Raw genomic sequence first — 18617 nt, 5'->3', positions numbered from 1 at the left:
GGAGGGGGACCGGCGAACGCCGGTGGAGGGGGCCAGCGGGGTCGCCGTCGCATCACCGCTACGCGGACCCCCTCCGTCTCGATGCGTATTCGCATCGATCCACCTCCCCCTAATGGGGAGGAAGGATCAGCTCAGGCCCGCTCGCCCAACAGTACGCGGCGGATGTCGCCGCCCGAGCGCGACAGCAGGACCAGCAGGTAGATCGACAGAAACAGCATCCCGCCGAACACCGCCACCACGCCCAGGGCGATGGCGGCCGGCTTGAAGCCGCCGCGCCACGACACCCAAAGGCCCGACAGCAAGAGAAAGCAGAAGAAATCCAGATTGAACTGGCCGGGCCAGCCCATCGCCGCCATGTCGCCGAAGAAGATCGGCAGCAGGTTCCAGCCGTGGTGGGCGATGGTGACGCTGGTGTAGCCGACGATGACCACAAGGCACGTCAGCAGGAACAGTCGAAACGGCGCCATGTTGCGCTCTCCCTCCCCTTTCTAAGGGAAGGATGACGCTGACTAAGCACGCCGTCGAGAGGCGGCTTTCACCAAACACGCCGTGTCATCCCGGAAACCTCGCAGAGGCTATCCGGGATGACACCGTATTTTAGCGCATCGCCTTGACCACCGTACGCAGCAGCACCTCGGGCGCGTGGTCGTGGCGGGTGATCGGCGGGATCGCGCGGTGGACACCCTTCAGCCGGTAGACCGCCGTCTGGGCGGCGCGCACCGAGTATTCGACCGTGAACACCACGTCGTCGGGGATCTCCACGAACTGGCTGACGAAGGCCAGGTTCACCGAGGTTTCCGGGACCGGCAGCGGCCGGTCTTCCTTGCGGCGCGGCATGAACATCGAGGTGATGTAGGGCAGCCGGCACGGCACGCAGGTGGCGTCCTCGAAGACGTCCAGCTCCAGGCCCAGATGACCGCACAGTTCCTCGAGGATCTCGCGCCCGCCGCACTGGCTCATCGGCTTGGCCACGAAGTCGCCGACCCGGTCGGGATGCAGGGCGTAGCCCCAGAACACCGACCAGCCCTTCGGCTGATCCAGGAAGTGCGGCTGGTGGTACAGCACCACCGACATCAGCCAGCGCGAGTCCTTGAAGGTCACCAGCCCCCCGGTCCCGGCCGCGTTGCCGCTGAAGGCGGTCATGGCGTCGAAGAACTTCGGGTTGCGGCAGGTGACGGTGAACGACTCCCACAGGCTGCGGGTGATCTGGGTGTTGAAGGCGGCCGGGTTGCCGAACTCGGGGCGGCCGGCGGCGATCTTTTCCCACAGCGCCCAGCCCTGGCTGTCGGCCTTGGTCATGGCCGGCGGCGGGGCGTCCATCGTCCCGAGGCTGGTGGCGTCGGTCATCGAGCCGTTCTGGTAGAAGACGAGATCGTCGGGCGCGACCTCGACCGTCTCGACCTTGCCTTCGCGATCCAGGGTCAGTCGGGCGACGCGGTGGCGGCCGGCCTCGGTGACGACCTCCATGTCGGTGACGGCCGTGTCGCCGACGAAGTTCACGCCGCGCTCGCGCAGCCAGCGCTCCAGCGGCGCGACGATGGCGTCATACTGGTTGTAGACCGTGCGCTTGACCCCGCCGAGCGTCTCGATGCGCGGGAACTCGTTCATGAACCGGTGGAAGTAGCGCTTCAGCTCGACGGCGCTGTGCCAGGGCTGGAAGGCGAAGGTCGTCTGCCACATGAACCAGAAATTGGTCTCGAAGAACGGCGGCGACAGCCAGTCGGTGATGGGCGTGTCGCCCAGAGTCTCCTCCGGAGTCTGCATCAGCCGCACCAGCTCCAGCCGGTCCTGCATCGAAAAGCCCAGGTGGGTGACGTCGACCTTGTGCAGGTTGCGGTCGACGAGGCGGGCCTGCGAGTGGGCGACGACCTGCTTGTTGAAGGCGATGGTCTGCTCGCGCACCGTCTGGCCGGGCGCGTCGACGCTGGGGATGGTCGACAAGAGGTCCCAGGTGCACTCGTAGTGGTCGGTGGTCAGCATCCGCCCGCCGCGCAGCGAGTACGAGCCGTCCGGCAGGCGCGAGCCGTCCAGGGAGCCGCCGAACACCTTGGGGTTCTTTTCGTAGATCGTGATGTCCGCGCCGGGAACGCCCGCGTCGCGGATCAGGAAGGCGGCTCCAGCCAGGGCGCCGATCCCGCCGCCGACAAAATAGTGTTTCATGGCCCAGATCCTTCCGTACGCTTGATCGAGGCCGGCGTTGTCGGCCTGCGCGCCGCGCCCCGCCTTGCGCCGCGTCAAGGATTGACGGCGACGCTGGCCGGCCCCACCTCAGGCGCGAAGTCTGGAGGGCGCGCCCATGGCTCAGGTGACGGTGTGGTTCGACGGCGCGTGCCCGCTGTGCGTCCGCGAGATCGCCCTGATGCGCCGGCTGGATCGACGGGAGGCTATCAGCTTCATCGATGTGGCGAGCGAGGACGCCAGCTGCCCGATCGACCGCGCCGAGCTGCTGGCCAGGTTCCACGCCCGCGAGGACGGCCAGCTGCTGTCCGGCGCGGCGGCCTTCGCGGCGATGTGGCGGGCGATCCCGATGCTGAGGCCCTTCGGCCTGCTGGCGCGACGGCCTTGGGCGCTGAAGGCGCTGGACGCCCTCTACCGGCGGTTCCTGCGCGTGCGGCCCAGGCTGCAGCGGTTCTTCAAGCAGCGGGAACGCTGACCGTTAAAGCCCAAAACCCGTGTCATCCCGGCCGCAGCGAAGCGGAGAGCCGGGACCCAGGACAAACGGCAGTGCGGTGGCCCCTGGGTCCCGGCTCTGCAGCCCGCTACGCGGTCTTCCGGCCGGGATGACACGGGATGTGTGTTACTCCGCCGGCTCCATCGGCGTCGGGTCGCCGTCGTGGGAGATCAGGACGGCCAGCCAGCGCAGGTCCTCGTACTGGGCCAGGGCGTACATCAAGGCCAGGGTCAGGGGGATGGCCAGGAAGGCGCCGGGCACGCCCCACAGCACCGTCCACATGCCGACCGCGATCAGGCTGGCGGCCGGGTCGATGTTCTGGCTGTCGGCCTGCATCTTGGGCAGGACCAGGTTGCCGACGATCGACGAGACGACCTGGATCCCGACGAACACCGCGATCGCCGGCGTCAGGCTGGGGAACTGCAGCAGGGCGAACAGGGTCGGCCCGACGCTGCCGGCCAGGACGCCCAGCACCGGCAGGTACGAGAACAGGAAGATCACCAGGCTCCAGAACAGGGCGTTGTCCAGGCCGACGGCGGCCATGACCACGCCCGCCCCGACCGCGATCATCAGGCCGGTGACCGACTGGACGTACATGTAGCTCTCGACGCCCGAGAAGCTGCGCTCCAGCACCGTCGCCAGGCCCCGCCCGCCGCGCGAGGCGATGATCGACTCGACCCGCTTCTCGATCATCGGCTTGGACAGCAGCAGGAAGAACAGGAAGATCAGGGTCAGGCCCAGGCCCGCCGAGGCGTCCTGGACGCTGCCCAGCAGGCGGTCGGCGACCGGCCCCAGCTCGACCTTCTCTGCCAGGGCCTCCAGGCTGAGGCGTCCGCCGCCCGGCGCGGGGACCGTCGCCAGCAGTTGGTCGATGCGCGCCAGCATGGCCGGAATCTCGCCGACGATCCGCGAGGCGCCCTCGATCACCACCGCCATGCTGGCGACGATGATCCCGCCGACGATCACGGCGGTGATCGCGAACACCATCCAGCGCCGCGCCCTGGGCAACAGCCGCACGACCCGCTCGCTGAGCGACATGATCAGGATGGCCAGCACCAGCGCCAGGGTGAACGGCCACAGCACGCCCCGAAACACGTACAGCAGGGCCGAGGCCATGGCGAAGTTCACCAGGAACGATGTGCCGGGCTTGGTCATGAGGCTTTCCGCGGGGTGGTCCTCCGCGGGCGATACCATTTCCGCAGCGGCAAGCGCCACCGTTCAGGGGTGAGCGGATGCTTCACGGTGGCGGAGCCCTTCCAAAACACCGACCTCCCCGGCGAATGCCGGGGCCCACATTCATCCGGAGCGACTGGGGATGACGCGCCATCAACCGTCACCAGCCGGATCGTCACTCGTGCATTCGATCTGGATCCCGGCATTCGCCGGGAAGATCGGAGGGAGGAGCGCTGGAGAAACCGAAGCCCCCCTACCGCCAGGCGTAGTTGAAGCTGACGCTGATCCGCTGCTCGTCGGCCTGGTTGGGCGTCACCTCGTGGCGCAGCCAGCTCTCCCACAACAGGATCGTCCCGGGCGCCGGCTGGATGTAGACGAACGGCTGCAGGCTCTCGGGCGCGTCGGGAAGGCGGTTGGGCGCGGCCATCATCATCGGCAGGCGCGGGTCCTCGAACTTCAGGGCCGAGGCGCCCGGCGGGATGGTCACGTAGATCGTGCCGGAGATGACGCTGTGCGGGTGAATGTGGCCGGTGTGCTGGCCGCCCGGCTCCAGGATGTTGATCCAGAAGCTGTCCATGACCAGCTTGCCGGCCCCCAGGTCGAAGCACAGGTCCTTGGCGAAGGCCGCCGCGTGCTTGTCGAGCTTCTTTTTCAGGTCGGCGAACAGGCTGTCGCGCTGCGGCAGGTCGTTCAGCGAGGCGTAGGACGTATAGCCCAGATAGCCCTTGTTGTAGGCCCAGGCCTGGCCGGCCTCGTCCTCCTCGGCGATGGCGACGCAGGCGTCGTGCAGGTCGTCGATGAAGGTCTCGAACCCCTTCTCGCCGGCGAGACTGGCCTGGTAGATCGGGGTGGCGAAGAGGCTGCGCGTGGTCATGGGGCGCGTCATAGCGCCGGAGCGCGTTGACGACAAACGGGAAGTGGAACATAGTTAGAACATGGATCTGACGATCACAATTCCCGCCGAGCTTGCGTCACGCTTGAAAGCCTCTGCGGAGGCCGAGGGAAAGGATGTCGACGCTTACGCGATCGACGCCCTTCACGTGATGTCCGACGAGGATTGGGGCTATACCGACGACGACGCTTATTGGCGTGAACTGCGCGCCCATTCCGACGAGGTCCGCCGAGATGGCGGTATTCCGCTTGAGGACGTCAAGCGTTGGGTCGCCTCTTGGGACACCGAAAACGAACTGCCGCCGCCCGAGCCGAGGATCAAGGCCAGGGGATGAAATCCGTCGAGCTCGGCCCGCGGGCCAGACGTGACTTGACCAAGTTGCGGCGCTGGCTGCTGAACCGAGCGCCCTCGGCGGCCGACCGGGCCATCGACCTTATCCTGAACAGAGCCGATCAGCTCGCCCAGCATTCCGACCTCGGCCGCCGCAAATCCCAGAACATGCGAGAACTTTACGTCTCGTTCGGCGCCCACGGTTATGTCCTGCAGTATCGCGTGTATCCGGACGCGGTCGTGATCCTCCGCATCCGACACAGCCTCGAACGTCGCTGACCGCCTCGGACTCGCCTATATCTCCCCCGTGACCGACGTAACTTCCGACACCCCCTCCCCCCGCCTGACCGGCGCCGCCCTGATCAAGGACGAGGTCACGCGGCTGCCCGACGCGCCCGGCGTTTACCGGATGATCGGCGAGGCCGACGAGGTCCTGTACGTCGGCAAGGCCAAGAGCCTGAAGAAGCGGGTGATCCAGTACGCCCAGGGCCGCTTCCACACCAACCGCATCGCCCACATGGTCGACGCCACGCGGTCGATGGAGTTCGTCACCACCCGCACCGAAGCCGACGCCCTGCTGCTCGAGATCAACCTGATCAAGTCGCTGAAGCCGCGCTTCAACGTGCTGCTGCGCGACGACAAGAGCTTCCCCGAGATCATGATCCGCCGCGATCACGACGCCCCGCAGCTGCGCAAGCACCGCGGCGCCCACACGATCAAGGGCGACTATTTCGGGCCCTTCGCCAGCGCCTGGGCGGTCAACCGCACGCTGAACACCCTGCAGAAGGCGTTCCTGCTGCGCTCGTGCAGCGACAGCGTCTACGAGACGCGCGACCGGCCCTGCATGCTGCACCAGATCAAGCGCTGCGCCGCCCCCTGCACCGGCCTGATCGGCAAGGACGACTACCAGGCCCTGGTCGACCAGGCCGAGGCCTTCCTGCGGGGCAAGTCCCGCGCGGTGATCGCCTCGATGGCCAAGCAGATGGAGGAGGCCGCCGAGGACCTGGAGTTCGAGCGCGCCGCCCGCCTGCGCGACCGCATCCGCGCCCTGTCCAGCGTCGCCCAGGAGACCCAGATCAATCCCGAGACCGTGGACGAGGCCGACGTCGTGGCCCTGCACGTCGAGGGCGGCCAGGCCTGCGTGCAGGTGTTCTTCTTCCGCGCCGGCCAGAACTGGGGCAACCGCGCCTACTTCCCCCGCATCACCGGCGCGGCCGATGAGAGCGAGGAGGAGGGCGTCACCGAGGAACAGCGGATCATCACCGCCTTCCTCGGCCAATTCTACGACGACAAGCCGATCCCGCGCCTGATCCTGACCAATGTCCAGCCGGCGGAAGCCGCGCTGCTGGCCGAGGCGTTCTGCGTGAAAAGCGGCCGCAAGGTCGAGATCAGCGTCCCCAAGCGCGGCGAGAAGGCCGATCTGGTCGGCCATGCGCTGACCAACGCCCGCGAAGCGCTTGGCCGCAAGATGGCCGAGGGTTCGGCCCAGACCAAGCTCCTCGCCGGGGTCTGCGAGGCCTTCAAGCTGGAGGCCCCGCCCGAGCGGATCGAGGTCTACGACAACAGCCACATCCAGGGCACCAACGCCGTCGGCGGCATGATCGTGGCCGGCCCGGAAGGCTTCATGAAGGGCCAGTACCGCAAGTTCAACATCCGCGGGGCCGACCTCACCCCCGGCGACGACTACGGCATGATGAAGGAGGTGCTGAAGCGCCGCTTCGCCCGCCTGGTCAAGGAGGAGGAGGAAGGCGACAGCGACAACCGCCCCGACCTCGTCCTCGTGGACGGCGGCAAGGGCCAGCTGGACGCGGCGCTGGAGATCATGGCCGACCTCGGCGTCGACGACATCGCCGTGGTCGGGGTGGCCAAGGGCCCCGACCGCGACGCCGGCCTCGAGCGCTTCTTCCTGCCGGGCCAACCGCCCTTCATGCTCGAGCCCAAGTCGCCGGTGCTCTACTACCTGCAGCGCCTGCGCGACGAAGCCCACCGCTTCGCCATCGGCGCTCACCGCACCCGCCGGTCCATGGACCTGAAGAAGAACCCGCTGGATGAGATCGAGGGCGTCGGCCCCGGCCGCAAGAAGGCCCTGCTCCACGCGTTCGGCTCAGCCAAGGGCGTCAGCCGGGCGAGCGTCGAGGACCTGGTCAAGGTCGAGGGGGTGAGCCAGGCCCTGGCGGAGCGGATCCACGGGTTTTTCAGGAAGGGGTAGCGGGGGCGTCGCTCGCGATCTTTTTAATCTGCCCGAAGATATCAGACAGTTGATCGGCTTTCGGCGAGGTCGCAATAGCCTCCCCGAAAACACGTCGGATCACGTCGCTCTCCGCCTCCTTTCGGACAGCGCCCTCGACCAGCATTTCCATGATAGTCGCGGCTTCGATGCTCTGAAGCCGGATGATCAGGTCTTCGCGCGCGACCAGCGCGAGATCAGCCGCCTCATGATCGCGCGCTTTGTCTCGAAGAGTGTCCAGCCGCCCTTCCAGCGCCCGGATGGAGTTTAGCGTCCTCAGTTCCACGCTGGCGCGGCGCCCCTCCGTCGACATCCGCATCAAAACGCCAGCGAAGAACAAGCCACCCAGATACGCGCAAAGCGCCGGGGCGATTCCGGCTCTTGAGAACCAGGCCAGGATATTTTGCCAGCTTTCCGGCTGTAGATTAGCGATCGTCGATACCGTGGCCCCGAGCAGCGCCACGGCGATGATCGCCGAGCCAAACACCTGCGCCGAAGTCTTGACCTCTCGGGCCAGTTTGAGCGCGAAGCTCATTTCAGGACCCCTTTCAAGCTGTGCCACACAGTGCGCACGCCAAATAATATAACAACGGCGACGTCGATCGCATCAAGGATCAACGACAATCTGAGCGGAAAAGCCGCGCCACTGAAGAAAACGACCCCAGCCGGCGGATGGAACTTCACGTTGATGTAGCTGACGATGGTCATCGTCACCAGGATCACGACCAACACAATGGCGTCCGCGATTATCGGCGCCATGCGCGCCTGCAGCGCGACCCACCAAGCCTTCCAATCCACAATGTCCCCCGAACCTTCGCCGCCAGCAGCTTGGCGAGCCCAGCCAAAAAGACAACCCAAAAGGGCGTAGACGAAGCTCGCCAAGCGGCGCCGAAGCCGCCTATGGTTGCAAGGGTGACGGGGGCGTGCTCGACGATATGACGGTGGACGAGTTCATCGCGCGGTGGACCCAGCGCGAAGGCGGCGCGGAGCGCGCCAACTATCAGATGTTTCTCTCGGAGCTGTGCGACGTGCTGGGGGTCGATCGCCCCGAGCCGTCCGGCGCCGATCGCGACCGCAACGACTATGTCTTCGAGCGCGCCGTGCGATCCACCACCCTGGACGGCGCCAGCGCCAAGCGCATCGACCTCTACAAGCGCGGCTGCTTCCTGCTGGAGGCCAAGCAGTCGCACGCCAGGGGCGGCGACAAGGCCGCGCCCGAGCAGCTGGCCCTGGGCCTGGCCACCGCCCCCGAAGCCGTCCAGCCCGAGCAGCTGGGCCGCCGCGCCGCCGTGCGCAATTTCGACGTCCTGATGCGCAAGGCCTTCAACCAGGCGCTCGACTACGTCCACCTGCTGCCGACCGACCACGCCGCCCCGCCGTTCCTGATCGTCGCCGACGTCGGCCACTGCCTGGAGATCTACGCCGATTTCTCCGGCACGGGTCGCGGCTACGCCTACTTCCCCGACCGCAAGGGCTATCGCGTCTACCTGAATGAGCTGCGCGACCCCAAGGTCCGCGAGCGCCTGCAGAAGATCTGGAGCGACCCGCACAGCCTGGACCCGGCCCGCGAGGCCGCCCGCGTCACCCGCGAGATCGCCGAGCGCCTGGCCGCCGTCTCCAAGGCCCTGGAAAAGTCGCACCCGGCCGAAGAGGTCGCGCTGTTCCTGATGCGCAGCATCTTCACGATGTTCGCCGAGGACGTGGAGCTGCTGCCCAAGGGCGCCTTCACCCACCTTCTGGAAGAGTGCCTTGAGGCCCCCGCCAGCTTCGCCCCGCTGCTCAAGGAGCTGTGGCAGAAGATGGACGACCCCGATCCGGAGCGGCGCTTCTATTCGGCGTTCAAGGTCCACCTGCGCTATTTCAACGGCGGTCTGTTCGCCAATCCCCGCGCCTTCCCGCTGGGCAAGGAGGAGATCGGCGAGCTCTTGGCCGCCGCCCGCCGCGACTGGCGCCAGGTCGAGCCGGCCATCTTCGGCACCCTGGTCGAACAGGCCCTGGACCCGGCCGAGCGCCGCCGCCTGGGCGCCCACTACACCCCGCGCGCCTATGTCGAGCGGCTGGTCAATGTCACGGTCATGGAGCCCCTGCGCGACGACTGGCGCGCGGCCCGCACCAAGGCCGAGGCCCTGTCCGACCAGGGCGATCTCGTCGGCGCCCGCGCGGCGGTCAAGGCCTTCCACCACCAGCTCTGCGCGACCCGGGTGCTGGACCCGGCCTGCGGCACCGCCAACTTCCTCTATGTGTCGCTGGAGCTGATGAAGGTGCTGGAGGCCGAGGTCCTGGAGACCCTGGCCCAGCTGGGCGAGCCCGAGACCCTGGGCTTCGAGACCGTCGACCCGCACCAGTTCCTGGGCATTGAGCTCAATCCCCGCGCCGCCGCCATCGCCGAGCTCGTCCTGTGGCTGGGCTATCTGCAGCAACACTATCGCAGCCGCGACGGCCACCCGTCCGAGCCGATCCTGCGCGCCTTCCACAACATCGAGAACCGCGACGCGGTGCTGACCTGGGACGGCTATCCGGTGCCTGCGGTCGTCGAGAAGGACGGCCAGCGGGTCGAGACCTATCCCAACGCCCGGCGGCCGGAGTGGCCGGAGGTCGATTTCATCGTCGGCAACCCGCCGTTCATCGGCGGCTCGACGCTACGCGCGCGGCTAGGCGACGGCTATGTCGAGGCCCTGTGGGGCGTCAACAAGGCCATGAACGACAGCGCCGACTTCGTCATGTACTGGTGGGACCGCGCCGCCGAGATCCTGGCCCGCAAGAAGACGATCCTGCGCCGTTTCGGCTTCGTCACCACCAACTCGATCACCCAGGTCTTCCAGCGGCGGGTGATGGAGCGCCACCTGAACGGCAAGCCGCCGATCAGCCTGATCTTCGCCATCGGCGACCATCCCTGGACGAAGGCCGGGCGCGAGAGCGCGGCGGTGCGGATCGCCATGACGGCCGCCGCGCGGGGCAAGCTGGACGGCGTGGCCTGGGAGGTCGCGACCGAGACCGGGCTCGACACCGACGAGCCGTTCCTGACCTTCACGGAGAAGCGGGGGAAAGTGAACTCGGACCTCACGGTCGGAGTAGATGTCACGCGGGCGCGAGCGCTCCTGGCAAATGAGGGAGTCTGCTCACCGGGCGTCAAGCTGCATGGATCCGGCTTTATCGTCACGCAAGCCGAGGCGCAGCTTCTTGGTTTGGGACAGCGGCCGGGTCTGGAAAAGCACATCCGGCTCTATCGGAATGGCCGCGACCTAACCGCTCGACCGCGTGGCGTCATGGTGATCGACCTTTTTGGCCTATCCTCCGACGCTGTTCGCCGGGACTATCCCGAGGTTTATCAGCATTTGCTCGAGGCAGTGAAGTCGGAGCGTGAAGCGCAGGCCGCACGATCTCCGACGAAAGACGCTATAGCTTATCGTGATCTTTGGTGGGTTTTTGGCAAGCCGCGGAGCGACTTGCGACACGCTCTCGAAGGGCTGGACCGTTACATCGCGACAGTTGAGACGACCAAGCATCGGATATTCCAGTTTCTCCCGATCGATATAACTGCGGACAACATGCTGATCGTCACAGCATCGTCGGATGCATGGCACCTGGCGGTGCTTTCCAGCGTCATTCACACGACCTGGGCACCAGTACTCGGGGGCTGGCTCGGCTTCGGCAACGACCCTCGATACTCCAAATCCCGCTGCTTCGACCCCTTCCCCTTCCCCGACCCGTCGGAGGAGATCAAAGCCCGCCTGCGCGCGCTCGGCGAGGAGCTGGACGCCACGCGCAAGACCGTGCTGGCCGAGAACGACGACCTGACCCTGACCGGGCTCTACAACCTGCTGGAAAAGGTCCGCGCCGGCGCTGCGCTGACGCCGGTCGAGCAGGACCAGAAGACGCGCGGCCGGGTGCTGATCCTGAAAGAACTGCACGACCAGATCGACGCGGCGACGGCCGACGCCTATGGCTGGCCGCGCGACCTGACCGACGAGCAGATCCTGGAGCGGCTGGTGGCCCTGAACGCCGAGCGGGCGCGCGAGGAGGCGGCGGGCCATGTGCGCTGGCTGCGGCCCGACTACCAGATCCCCCGCTTCGCCAAGGGCGCGGCCGCCAAGAGCGGCGAGCTCGATCTGGGCGAGGCGGCGGCGGTCGAGGAGAGCGACGAGGCCCTGGACTTCCCCAAGGACGCCGCCGACCGCCCGCCGGCCGTGCTGGCCGCCCTGGAGGCCGCCGGCCAGCCGCTGGACGTCACCGGCCTGACCAAGCGCTTCAAGAAGGGCGGCAAGCGCATCGAGCAGGCCGTCATCAAGGCCCTGGCCAGCCTGGTCCGCTGGGGCCACGTCACCGCCCTGCCCGACGGCCGCTACGTCGGCCGCTCGCAACGTAAGGAAGCCGCATGACCGCCACCCCCGCCGACGTCCCGACCTTCGACGCCTTCATGGGGCCGATCATCGAGCGGCTGAAGGCGCATGGGCGCTCGATGACCAACGAAGAGATGGCCGACGACGTGGCGCGCCACATGGGGCTGTCCGAGGCGGTTCGCTCGGTTCCGCACGGCGCGACCGGACAGACCGAGGTTGGCTATCGCATGTCTTGGGCGCGAAGCTACCTGCGTTCGGTGGAGGCGCTGGAGAGCAACGGCCAGGGCGTCTGGAGCCTGACGCCCAAGGGCGCGGCGATGACCGAGGCCGAGATCGCCGAGGTCAAGCGGCTGGTCCGCCAGGCCGGCGCGGCGCGACGCGCGGCCCAGCGCTCGGCCCAGGCCGACGAGGCGCGGGCCGAGGTCGCCTCGCCCATCGCCGCGGAAATCGCCGAGGAGATCGCCGAAGACACCTGGCGCGCGGCCCTGATGGCCCGCCTTCTCGCCCTCGACCCGTCCGCCTTCGAGCGCCTGTGCCAGCGGCTGCTGCGCGAATCCGGCTTCTCCAAGGTCGAGGTGACCGGCAAGACCGGCGACGGCGGCATCGACGGGACCGGGGTGCTGCGGATGAACCTGCTGTCGTTCCAGGTGGTCTTCCAGTGCAAGCGCTGGCAAGGCTCGGTGGGGGCGCCGACGGTGCGCGACTTCCGCGGGGCCATGGTCGGGCGGGCCGACAAGGGGCTGATCCTGACCACCGGGACCTTCACCGCCGAGGCCCGCAAGGAAGCCGTCCGCGACGGCGCGCCGGCCATCGACCTGGTGGACGGCGAGATGCTGTGCGACCTGCTGCGCCAGCACCGCCTGGGCGTCCGGGTCGAGATGGTCGAGCGGGTGACGGTCGACGCCGCCGCCCTCGCCGCGATCTAGGCCCCGCCCCTACCCCAGGTCCCAGGCCGGCGCCGCCGCCGCGCCGCCCTTGCTGACGATGGTGGCGACGACATAGTCCTCGAGCGCCTCGTAGGACTTGCCGACGTGGTAGGCGGTCCCGGCGCTGAGGACGAAGCCGGCCATGGCGGCCTTGGCGCCCAGGTCGTCGCCGCCCAGGGCGCGGAAGTAGGACTCCTGAGCCTGGATGTAGCGCAGGGCGGCCGGCACGTCGACGCCGGCGGCTTGAGCCTCGGCGACGCCGATGATCTCGCCATAGGCCTTGGCGACCGCGTCGGCGAAGGTCAGTGCGCCGTACTTGGCGTCGAAGGCCGCGCGCCCCTCGCCGACCTTGCCCAGGTTGATCGCGAAGTTGATGTAGCGGTTCTCGACCGAGAACTTGGCGTAGTAGCCGTCTGTCAGGTCGTTGGGGTTGTCGGCCGAGTCGATCAGCCAGGTCATGCCCTTGGACGTCGGGGCCGAGCCGGTGAAGAACACGTAGGCGTCGTGGGCCACGCCCGTGGTCGACGCCACCGCGTCCGTCAGGCGCTCTTCGAGCAGCGCCTGGCTGATCGCGCCAGCCTTGAACTGGACGACGGCCGCGTTGATGTCGGCCTGGGCCTTGGCCGCCGTGCTGGCTGCGACCGAGCCGTCGGGCAAGGTGATCGTCGGGCTGCCGGTCTTGGCCGAACCGGGCGCGATCTGCAGGCTGTCCAGCGCCAGGTCGACGAAGGCGGCGGCCGGCCGGGTGGTCAGGTCGACCAGGCTGGGCGGACGCGGCGGCTCGGGCTCGGGATCGGGCTGCGGCGGCGGCGCCAGGGCGCTGGCGTCGACGGTGAAGGCCCGGACCTCGGTCGCGCTGACATTGCCCGCGGCGTCGGTGGCGGTGACGGCGATGATCTTGCTCCCCGTCCCCCAGGCGTCGATCTCGGCCTGACTGACGGCGTAGCTCCAGCTGGTCCCGCTGACGACGGCGGTCTTGGCGACGCCGCCGATGGTCAGCGCCACGGTCGCGCCGGCCTCGATCGTTCCGCCGAAGGCCAGGCCCGAGACCTCGCCGGCCGAGATCGTATCGTCGCCGGCGACGGCGGCGATGGTCGGCAGCCCCGGCGGCGTGGAGTCGATCGTGACGGTCTGCCCGGTCGCGCCGCCCGTCGCGATCGCGTTGCCCGCCACGTCGGCGACGCCCGTGCCCGCGCTCTTGAGGTCCAGGCGCAGGGTCCCCTCGCCGCTGACCGACGTCAGGTTGACGGTGTAGGTCGATCCCGAGCCCGTGACGCTGGCGATCGTTCCGGCGGCCGTCCCGGTCGCGGCCAGGACGAAGTCGCTGGCGTCGACGCCGGTCACCGCCTCGCTGAAGGTGACGGTGAACGCCGCGCCGCTCGGGCCGGCGACGGCTCTGACAGGAGCGATCGACTGGACCGTCGGGAGCACGCCGTCGATCTTGATGGTGGAGAAGGTGGTCGCCGGCAGGCTATTGACGATGGGGTTGAGGGCCAGGTCCCCGACCGTGACGCCGTTCAGGGTGAAGGCGGTCGCCGTTTGGAAGCCGTCGGAGAAATCGCCGGCCTGGACCGTGTAGCCGAGGATCACCGAGGCGCCCGAGATGGTGTAGGAGCCCGTCAGGACGGTCCCGGTCTCGAGAACAAGGCCCAGCTTGGGAATCCCTTGGTTCCGCACGGCCTCATTGAAGTTGACGCTGACCTGCACGACGTCGCCGATCTTGTAGGTCCGACCGCCCGTGGCGGTCACGCTGACGAATTCGGGCGGCGTGGTGTCGACCCTCAGGTTCGCCGTAGAGCTGATGTTGAGGAGCGTCAGACTGGCGTCGTTGCCGACCGCGTCCCTCAGCGACCCGCCGTTTGTCGCCAGGGTCCCGACCGCGATCCCGTCGGCGTCCGTATCGCCGTCCTGCACGGTATAGCGGAAGGTCAGGTTCAAACCGCCCGAGCCGCTGAAATAGCCGGCCTGGCGCAGGGTCGAGCCCACCATGATCCCCAGCTGCGGGGTTCCGCTGACGGTGACGGCCTCGTTGAAGGTGACGGTGATGCTGATGACGCCGCCGGTCTTGTAGTAGGTGGTCGACGACGTCGACGGGCGCACCTGGGAGACGGTCGGGGCGACGGCGTCGACCCGCACGGCCGTCGTCGAGCCCACGCTGTTCAGGGTCAGGACGGCGGCGTTGCCGGCCGCGTCGGTCAGCGTCCCGCCGTTCAGCGCCAGGCTCCCGAGCGTGATCCCGTTGGTGTCCAAGTCGCCGCTTTGGGCGGCGTAGCGGAAGACCAGGGCCGAGGTCCCCGAGCCGCTGACATAGGTGGCCTGGCGCGTGGTCGAGCCGACGACCAAGGCCAGTCGCGGCGCGCCCGTGACGGTGACCGCCTCGTCGAAATTGACCGTGAAGTTCAGCGCGTCGCCGGTCTTGTAGGTGGCGTTCGTCGGGACCAGGACCGAGCTCACCACCGGCGCCGCCGTCTCGACCAGCACGGCCGCGGCGGAGGCGACGTTTTGCAGGGTCAGGTCGGCGCTGTTGCTGGCCGCGTCGGTCAGCGTCCCGCCGTTCAGCGCCAGGGTCCCGACCGTGATCCCGTCGGCGTCCGTCTCGCCGGCGGCGATGGTGTAGCGGAAGACCAGGCTCGAGCTTCCCGAGCCGCTGACGTAGCCGGCCTGACGGGTGGTCGAGCCCACGGTCAGCGAGAGCTGCGGGGTTCCGGTGACGGTGACCGGGGCGTCAAAATCCACCGTGAAGATCAGGTCCGCACGCTCGCCGTAGACGCCGGCGGCGGGGACGGCGACCGAGGTGACGCTGGGCGGGGCGGCGGCGAGGCTCGCTCCGCTCGGGCTGGTCGTCGACGTCATCTGGGCGCTCCAAACGCTGCGCCCCGTCGCCCACCTCACCGGCGCGCGGCCAGCGCTCTACCTTCAGTGGCCTTCTCAAGAGTGCGCCACACAAAGTCAAGGCTCCCGCCGCCGCCCTACCCGATTTGGGGCATCCGGTTGTTTATTAAGGAGTTTTTAACGAACGCAACACGCCGAGCCTCCGCCCCGTTCTTGACCTTGTCCGGCGGGCGTGGATAGCTGGCCGCAACCTTAAATCGCGGAGCGTCCATGCGCGGTGTGTTGCTGGCCAGCCTGGCTTTCCTGTCGTCGGCAAGCCTGGCGGCCGCGTCGATTCCGCCCGCACCGCCCTCGCCGAACATCCAGGTCAAGGTGATCAGCTTCGCGGCCACCCCCGCCGCCGTGACCTGCGGCGGCGGCGCGAGCGCGCGGCTGGTCGTGGGCGCGCCCATCGCGCCGCGGACCTGGCAAATCTGGACTCCGCCGGTCCCCACACCCGACTATGTGCCGCCCAAGGCGCCGACCAGCCAGACCTTCACCTTCTCGATCAACGGCGACGGGCGGGTGACCGACCTGAAGGGCGGCGGCTCCAACTTGTGGCTTAACGACGACCAGGCCGCCACGATCGCCAGCTGGCGGTTCGCGCCGAACGCGCCGGCCACGGGCTGCAGCGTGGACCTGGCGCCGACCGTCACCGCCCTGGCCGAGGCGAGTCCGGCCAAGCTGCTGGAGGTCGCGGCGGGCCTGTCGCGCGGCGCCGCGCCGGAGCTCTACAAGGTGCTGGACGCGACCGGTGACTGCTACACGGGCGCCCACCGCCGGCCGGCGACTTGGGTCTATCCGGACACACGGCCCTTCGACGGCAAGAGCGTCGATCCGCCCTCGGCGGCCGTCACCTTCGACATCGACGCCAAAGGCGCCACGCGGAACGTCAAGGCCGCCATCCAGCATGGCGATCCGGGCCTGGCCAAGGCGACCGTCGCCGCCGTCACCAAGAGCCGCTATTTCCCCGGGACAGCGCGCACCGGCTGCCGAGTGTTCATCAAGGCGCGTCCTGCGGTCAGCGATCCGCCGCCACGCCCGGAGCACGACGCTTTCAGGCGTCCGGAAGACAAGTGCGACATCAAGCGGGAGGAGATGAACCTGCCCGCGCCCATGACCTTTCCGCCAGCCTTTGGCTATCGTGGGGTCGGCGGTTGGGCGATCGTCCGGTTCGACGTGGCGCCCTGGGGCGATATCGGCGCGGTCGAGGTTCTCGCCGCCCAGCCCGCCCAGGCCTTCGGACAGGCCGCCGAGCTCCTGGTGAGCAGCGCCCGCCCCAAGCCGGCGGGCGTTGGCTATCATGGCTGCGTCATACCAATCATCTATCAGATGCCGCCGAGCTCGGGCGACGCCCCGTCCTGAGCCCCCTCGCCCTCCGCGCGCCGGTCGCCTTGGCGCGCGGAGGGTGGGAGGCCGGCGCCTCTGCGTCGACAAGGCTCCCTTGAGGTCAGACCCTCAGAGCTCTTCCCAATTCGCCTGGGCGGCCGCGTTGGTCGCGCCGGGCCGGGCGACGACCGACAGCCGGGCCTGGGCGACGGCGACCGGGTTGCGGGCGGGCGCGTGGCGGCCTGGAACGGCGACCTCGAGGCGCGGGGCGGCCTGGGCGGCGCCGGTCTCGAAGCGCGCCACCAGCCTTTCCAGTTCGATCGCCTCGGACTTCAGGTTGGACGCCGCGGCGGTGGCCTCCTCGACCATGGCCGCGTTCTGCTGGGTGACCTGGTCCATCTGGTTGACGGCGGTGTTGACCTGGTTGAGCCCGGTCGCCTGCTCCTGGGACGACTGGGCGATCTCGGAGACCAGGCTGTCGATGTCGGTGATCTTGGTGACGATGCCGCCCAGCGCCTTGCCCGTGTCGCCCACCAGCCTGACGCCGCGCTCGACCTCGGCCGTGCTGCCGGCGATCAGGCCCTTGATCTCCTTGGCCGCGTCGGCCGAGCGCTGGGCGAGAGCCCGGACCTCCTGGGCGACGACGGCGAAGCCGCGCCCCGCCTCGCCGGCCCGCGCCGCCTCGACCCCGGCGTTCAGGGCCAGCAGGTTGGTCTGGAAGGCGATCTCGTCGATCACCCCGATGATGTTGGTGATCTTCTTGGAGCTCTGCTCGATCTCGCCCATCGCCGCGACCGCCTCCTCCATGACCTGGCCCGACTTGACCGCGTCGACGCGGGCGCCGGACGCAGCCTCGGAGGCCTTGGCCGCGCCCTCGGCGCTGCGCTTGACCGTGGCGGTGATCTCGTCGAGCGCGGCGGCGGTCTCCTCCAGGCTGGCGGCCTGCTGCTCGGTGCGCCGCGACAGGTCGTCCGAGGCCGAGGCGATCTCGTCGGAGCCCGCGCGCAGGCCGCCGGTCGAGGCCGAGATGGCGCCCATGGCCGCGCGCAGGCTGTCGATCGCGGCGTTGAAGTCGTCCTTGATCTGGGCGTAGCGGCCGTTGAACGGCGCCGTGATCCGGGCCGTCAGATCGCCCTGGGCCAGGCGCCGCAGGCTCTCGGCCAGGGTGTCGACGACGCCGGCCTGCTCGTCGGCGACCGCCTTGCGCTCGGCCTCGACGATCGCGCGTTCCTCGTCGGCCTTCGCGTTCAGCAGCTGGAAGTAATAGAACATGACGACGCTGGCGTCGGAGAACACCGAGCGCATCAGGCTCAGCATCAGGTCGTCGGAATATTTCTCGTTCCAGGCCTTTTCCTTGACGAGGCCCGACGCCAGGCCGGCCGCATAGGCCGCGTAGGTCTTGCTGAGATAGGTCGCAAAATCCAGGCTGCTGGAGATGTTCTCGGTGATCACCGCCTGCTGCTCGAAATACTCGGGCGGGAAATTGCCGCGGGCGATGAAGGCGAACTTCTTCTTCTCGTTCTCCCAGACCTCGTCGGGCAGCGCCTTGAGGCCGGGATCGATCACGCGATAGGCGCTGAGCAGGGCGCTCTGAAGATGCTTGCCCGAGCGCTGGAAGACCACCTCGCCCAGCGCGCGGTCGTGCTCGTTCCAGGTGACGATCTTGGTTTGGATATCGGACACCTTGCGTCCCTCCTATGACCGGCGCGCTGAGGCTTTCACCCAGCGGGCGGCGGAATTTATGGATCCGGATGTATTCGCGGACAGACTGGAGAAGAACGCCTCCAATCCGAGCACCCGCGACAAAACAACACAGCCGGAAGGCTTGTTATTTACTCGGAGAAATGAGCGCTTCTTC

At 68.3% G+C, this 18617-nt stretch carries 16 protein-coding genes; 8 read left to right on the top strand and 8 right to left on the bottom strand.

All coding sequences use genetic code 11. The features are described 5' to 3' along the window. Positions 1-131 precede the first annotated feature (131 nt). Together DI526_RS11240 and DI526_RS11235 are read right to left on the bottom strand one after the other, a co-directional pair. Positions 132-467 carry a hypothetical protein gene (locus tag DI526_RS11240; protein WP_304277634.1) on the bottom strand — a complete coding sequence of 112 codons (336 nt, stop codon included), beginning with the start codon at positions 465-467 and terminating at the stop codon, positions 132-134. A 130-nt stretch (positions 468-597) separates the two neighbouring features. Beyond that, a complete protein-coding gene (locus DI526_RS11235) occupies positions 598-2160 on the bottom strand; it encodes an oleate hydratase (RefSeq protein WP_304277632.1) in 1563 nt (520 codons plus the stop codon). Positions 2161-2296: 136 nt separating this feature from the next. On the opposite strand from DI526_RS11235, the gene DI526_RS11230 reads away from it, so the two are divergent. Together DI526_RS11230 and DI526_RS11225 are read left to right on the top strand one after the other, a co-directional pair. Further along, the gene (locus DI526_RS11230) at positions 2297-2653 is read left to right on the top strand and encodes a thiol-disulfide oxidoreductase DCC family protein (RefSeq protein ID WP_304277630.1); all 357 of its coding nucleotides are present in this window, start codon (positions 2297-2299) and stop codon (positions 2651-2653) included. After that, on the top strand, positions 2650-2784 hold the full coding sequence (locus DI526_RS11225) for a hypothetical protein (RefSeq protein ID WP_304277640.1): 135 nt from the start codon (positions 2650-2652) through the stop codon (positions 2782-2784). The genes DI526_RS11230 and DI526_RS11225 overlap by 4 nt, the downstream gene beginning before the upstream one ends. Before the next feature lie 13 nt (positions 2785-2797). Here the strand turns inward: DI526_RS11225 and DI526_RS11220 are convergent, their stop codons facing one another. Together DI526_RS11220 and DI526_RS11215 are read right to left on the bottom strand one after the other, a co-directional pair. Next, complete coding sequence (locus DI526_RS11220; RefSeq protein WP_304277629.1) at positions 2798-3826, bottom strand: AI-2E family transporter; 1029 nt, start codon at positions 3824-3826, stop codon at positions 2798-2800. A 271-nt stretch (positions 3827-4097) separates the two neighbouring features. Continuing rightward, positions 4098-4718 (bottom strand): TIGR02466 family protein, encoded by a 621-nt coding sequence (locus DI526_RS11215; RefSeq protein ID WP_304277627.1) that lies wholly within the window; start codon positions 4716-4718, stop codon positions 4098-4100. A gap of 61 nt (positions 4719-4779) precedes the next feature. Here DI526_RS11215 and DI526_RS11210 point away from each other — a divergent pair, with 61 nt between their 5' ends. The 3 genes from DI526_RS11210 to uvrC are packed head-to-tail and all read left to right on the top strand — an operon-like array spanning position 4780 to position 7275. After that, positions 4780-5070 (top strand): antitoxin, encoded by a 291-nt coding sequence (locus tag DI526_RS11210; RefSeq protein ID WP_304277625.1) that lies wholly within the window; start codon positions 4780-4782, stop codon positions 5068-5070. Beyond that, positions 5067-5345, top strand: coding sequence for a type II toxin-antitoxin system RelE/ParE family toxin (locus DI526_RS11205; protein WP_304277623.1), 279 nt, complete (start codon positions 5067-5069; stop codon positions 5343-5345). The genes DI526_RS11210 and DI526_RS11205 overlap by 4 nt, the downstream gene beginning before the upstream one ends. Before the next feature lie 19 nt (positions 5346-5364). Continuing rightward, on the top strand, positions 5365-7275 hold the full coding sequence (gene uvrC, locus DI526_RS11200) for an excinuclease ABC subunit UvrC (protein ID WP_304277638.1): 1911 nt from the start codon (positions 5365-5367) through the stop codon (positions 7273-7275). On the opposite strand, the gene DI526_RS11195 is transcribed toward uvrC, so the two are convergent. Next, entirely contained in the window at positions 7262-7828 is a 567-nt protein-coding gene (locus DI526_RS11195) for a hypothetical protein (RefSeq protein ID WP_304277622.1), read from the bottom strand. The genes uvrC and DI526_RS11195 overlap by 14 nt on opposite strands. Beyond that, positions 7825-8175, bottom strand: coding sequence for a hypothetical protein (locus DI526_RS11190; RefSeq protein WP_304277620.1), 351 nt, complete (start codon positions 8173-8175; stop codon positions 7825-7827). Before DI526_RS11190 ends, DI526_RS11195 begins: the two co-directional genes overlap by 4 nt. A gap of 41 nt (positions 8176-8216) precedes the next feature. On the opposite strand from DI526_RS11190, the gene DI526_RS11185 reads away from it, so the two are divergent. Together DI526_RS11185 and DI526_RS11180 are read left to right on the top strand one after the other, a co-directional pair. Beyond that, positions 8217-11672, top strand: a complete 3456-nt coding sequence (locus tag DI526_RS11185; RefSeq protein ID WP_304277618.1) for a DNA methyltransferase — start codon at positions 8217-8219, stop codon at positions 11670-11672. Beyond that, positions 11669-12559: a restriction endonuclease gene (locus DI526_RS11180; protein ID WP_304277615.1), complete on the top strand. Its 891-nt coding sequence runs from the start codon at positions 11669-11671 to the stop codon at positions 12557-12559. The genes DI526_RS11185 and DI526_RS11180 overlap by 4 nt, the downstream gene beginning before the upstream one ends. A 9-nt stretch (positions 12560-12568) precedes the next feature. Here DI526_RS11180 and DI526_RS11175 read toward each other — a convergent pair whose 3' ends face one another. Beyond that, entirely contained in the window at positions 12569-15412 is a 2844-nt protein-coding gene (locus tag DI526_RS11175) for a hypothetical protein (RefSeq protein ID WP_304277613.1), read from the bottom strand. A 249-nt stretch (positions 15413-15661) separates the two neighbouring features. Here DI526_RS11175 and DI526_RS11170 point away from each other — a divergent pair, with 249 nt between their 5' ends. Further along, positions 15662-16795, top strand: coding sequence for an energy transducer TonB (locus tag DI526_RS11170; protein ID WP_304277612.1), 1134 nt, complete (start codon positions 15662-15664; stop codon positions 16793-16795). A 93-nt stretch (positions 16796-16888) separates the two neighbouring features. Here DI526_RS11170 and DI526_RS11165 read toward each other — a convergent pair whose 3' ends face one another. Then, positions 16889-18442: a methyl-accepting chemotaxis protein gene (locus DI526_RS11165; RefSeq protein ID WP_304277610.1), complete on the bottom strand. Its 1554-nt coding sequence runs from the start codon at positions 18440-18442 to the stop codon at positions 16889-16891. Positions 18443-18617 lie beyond the last annotated feature (175 nt).

This window comes from Caulobacter segnis (assembly GCF_003243465.1).
Classification (GTDB): domain Bacteria; phylum Pseudomonadota; class Alphaproteobacteria; order Caulobacterales; family Caulobacteraceae; genus Caulobacter; species Caulobacter segnis_A.
The sequence above is the reverse complement of the archived record's forward strand: the minus strand, read 5'-3'. Positions and strand labels throughout refer to the sequence as shown.

Coding starts and splice junctions, on each gene's coding strand:
- DI526_RS11205 (WP_304277623.1), top strand. CDS start 5,067: ATGAAATCCGTCGAGCTCGGCCCGCGGGCCAGACGTGACTTGACCAAG.
- DI526_RS11240 (WP_304277634.1), bottom strand. CDS start 467: ATGGCGCCGTTTCGACTGTTCCTGCTGACGTGCCTTGTGGTCATCGTC.
- DI526_RS11170 (WP_304277612.1), top strand. CDS start 15,662: ATGCGCGGTGTGTTGCTGGCCAGCCTGGCTTTCCTGTCGTCGGCAAGC.
- DI526_RS11235 (WP_304277632.1), bottom strand. CDS start 2,160: ATGAAACACTATTTTGTCGGCGGCGGGATCGGCGCCCTGGCTGGAGCC.
- DI526_RS11230 (WP_304277630.1), top strand. CDS start 2,297: ATGGCTCAGGTGACGGTGTGGTTCGACGGCGCGTGCCCGCTGTGCGTC.
- DI526_RS11215 (WP_304277627.1), bottom strand. CDS start 4,718: ATGACCACGCGCAGCCTCTTCGCCACCCCGATCTACCAGGCCAGTCTC.
- DI526_RS11210 (WP_304277625.1), top strand. CDS start 4,780: ATGGATCTGACGATCACAATTCCCGCCGAGCTTGCGTCACGCTTGAAA.
- DI526_RS11175 (WP_304277613.1), bottom strand. CDS start 15,412: ATGACGTCGACGACCAGCCCGAGCGGAGCGAGCCTCGCCGCCGCCCCG.
- DI526_RS11180 (WP_304277615.1), top strand. CDS start 11,669: ATGACCGCCACCCCCGCCGACGTCCCGACCTTCGACGCCTTCATGGGG.
- DI526_RS11220 (WP_304277629.1), bottom strand. CDS start 3,826: ATGACCAAGCCCGGCACATCGTTCCTGGTGAACTTCGCCATGGCCTCG.
- DI526_RS11195 (WP_304277622.1), bottom strand. CDS start 7,828: ATGAGCTTCGCGCTCAAACTGGCCCGAGAGGTCAAGACTTCGGCGCAG.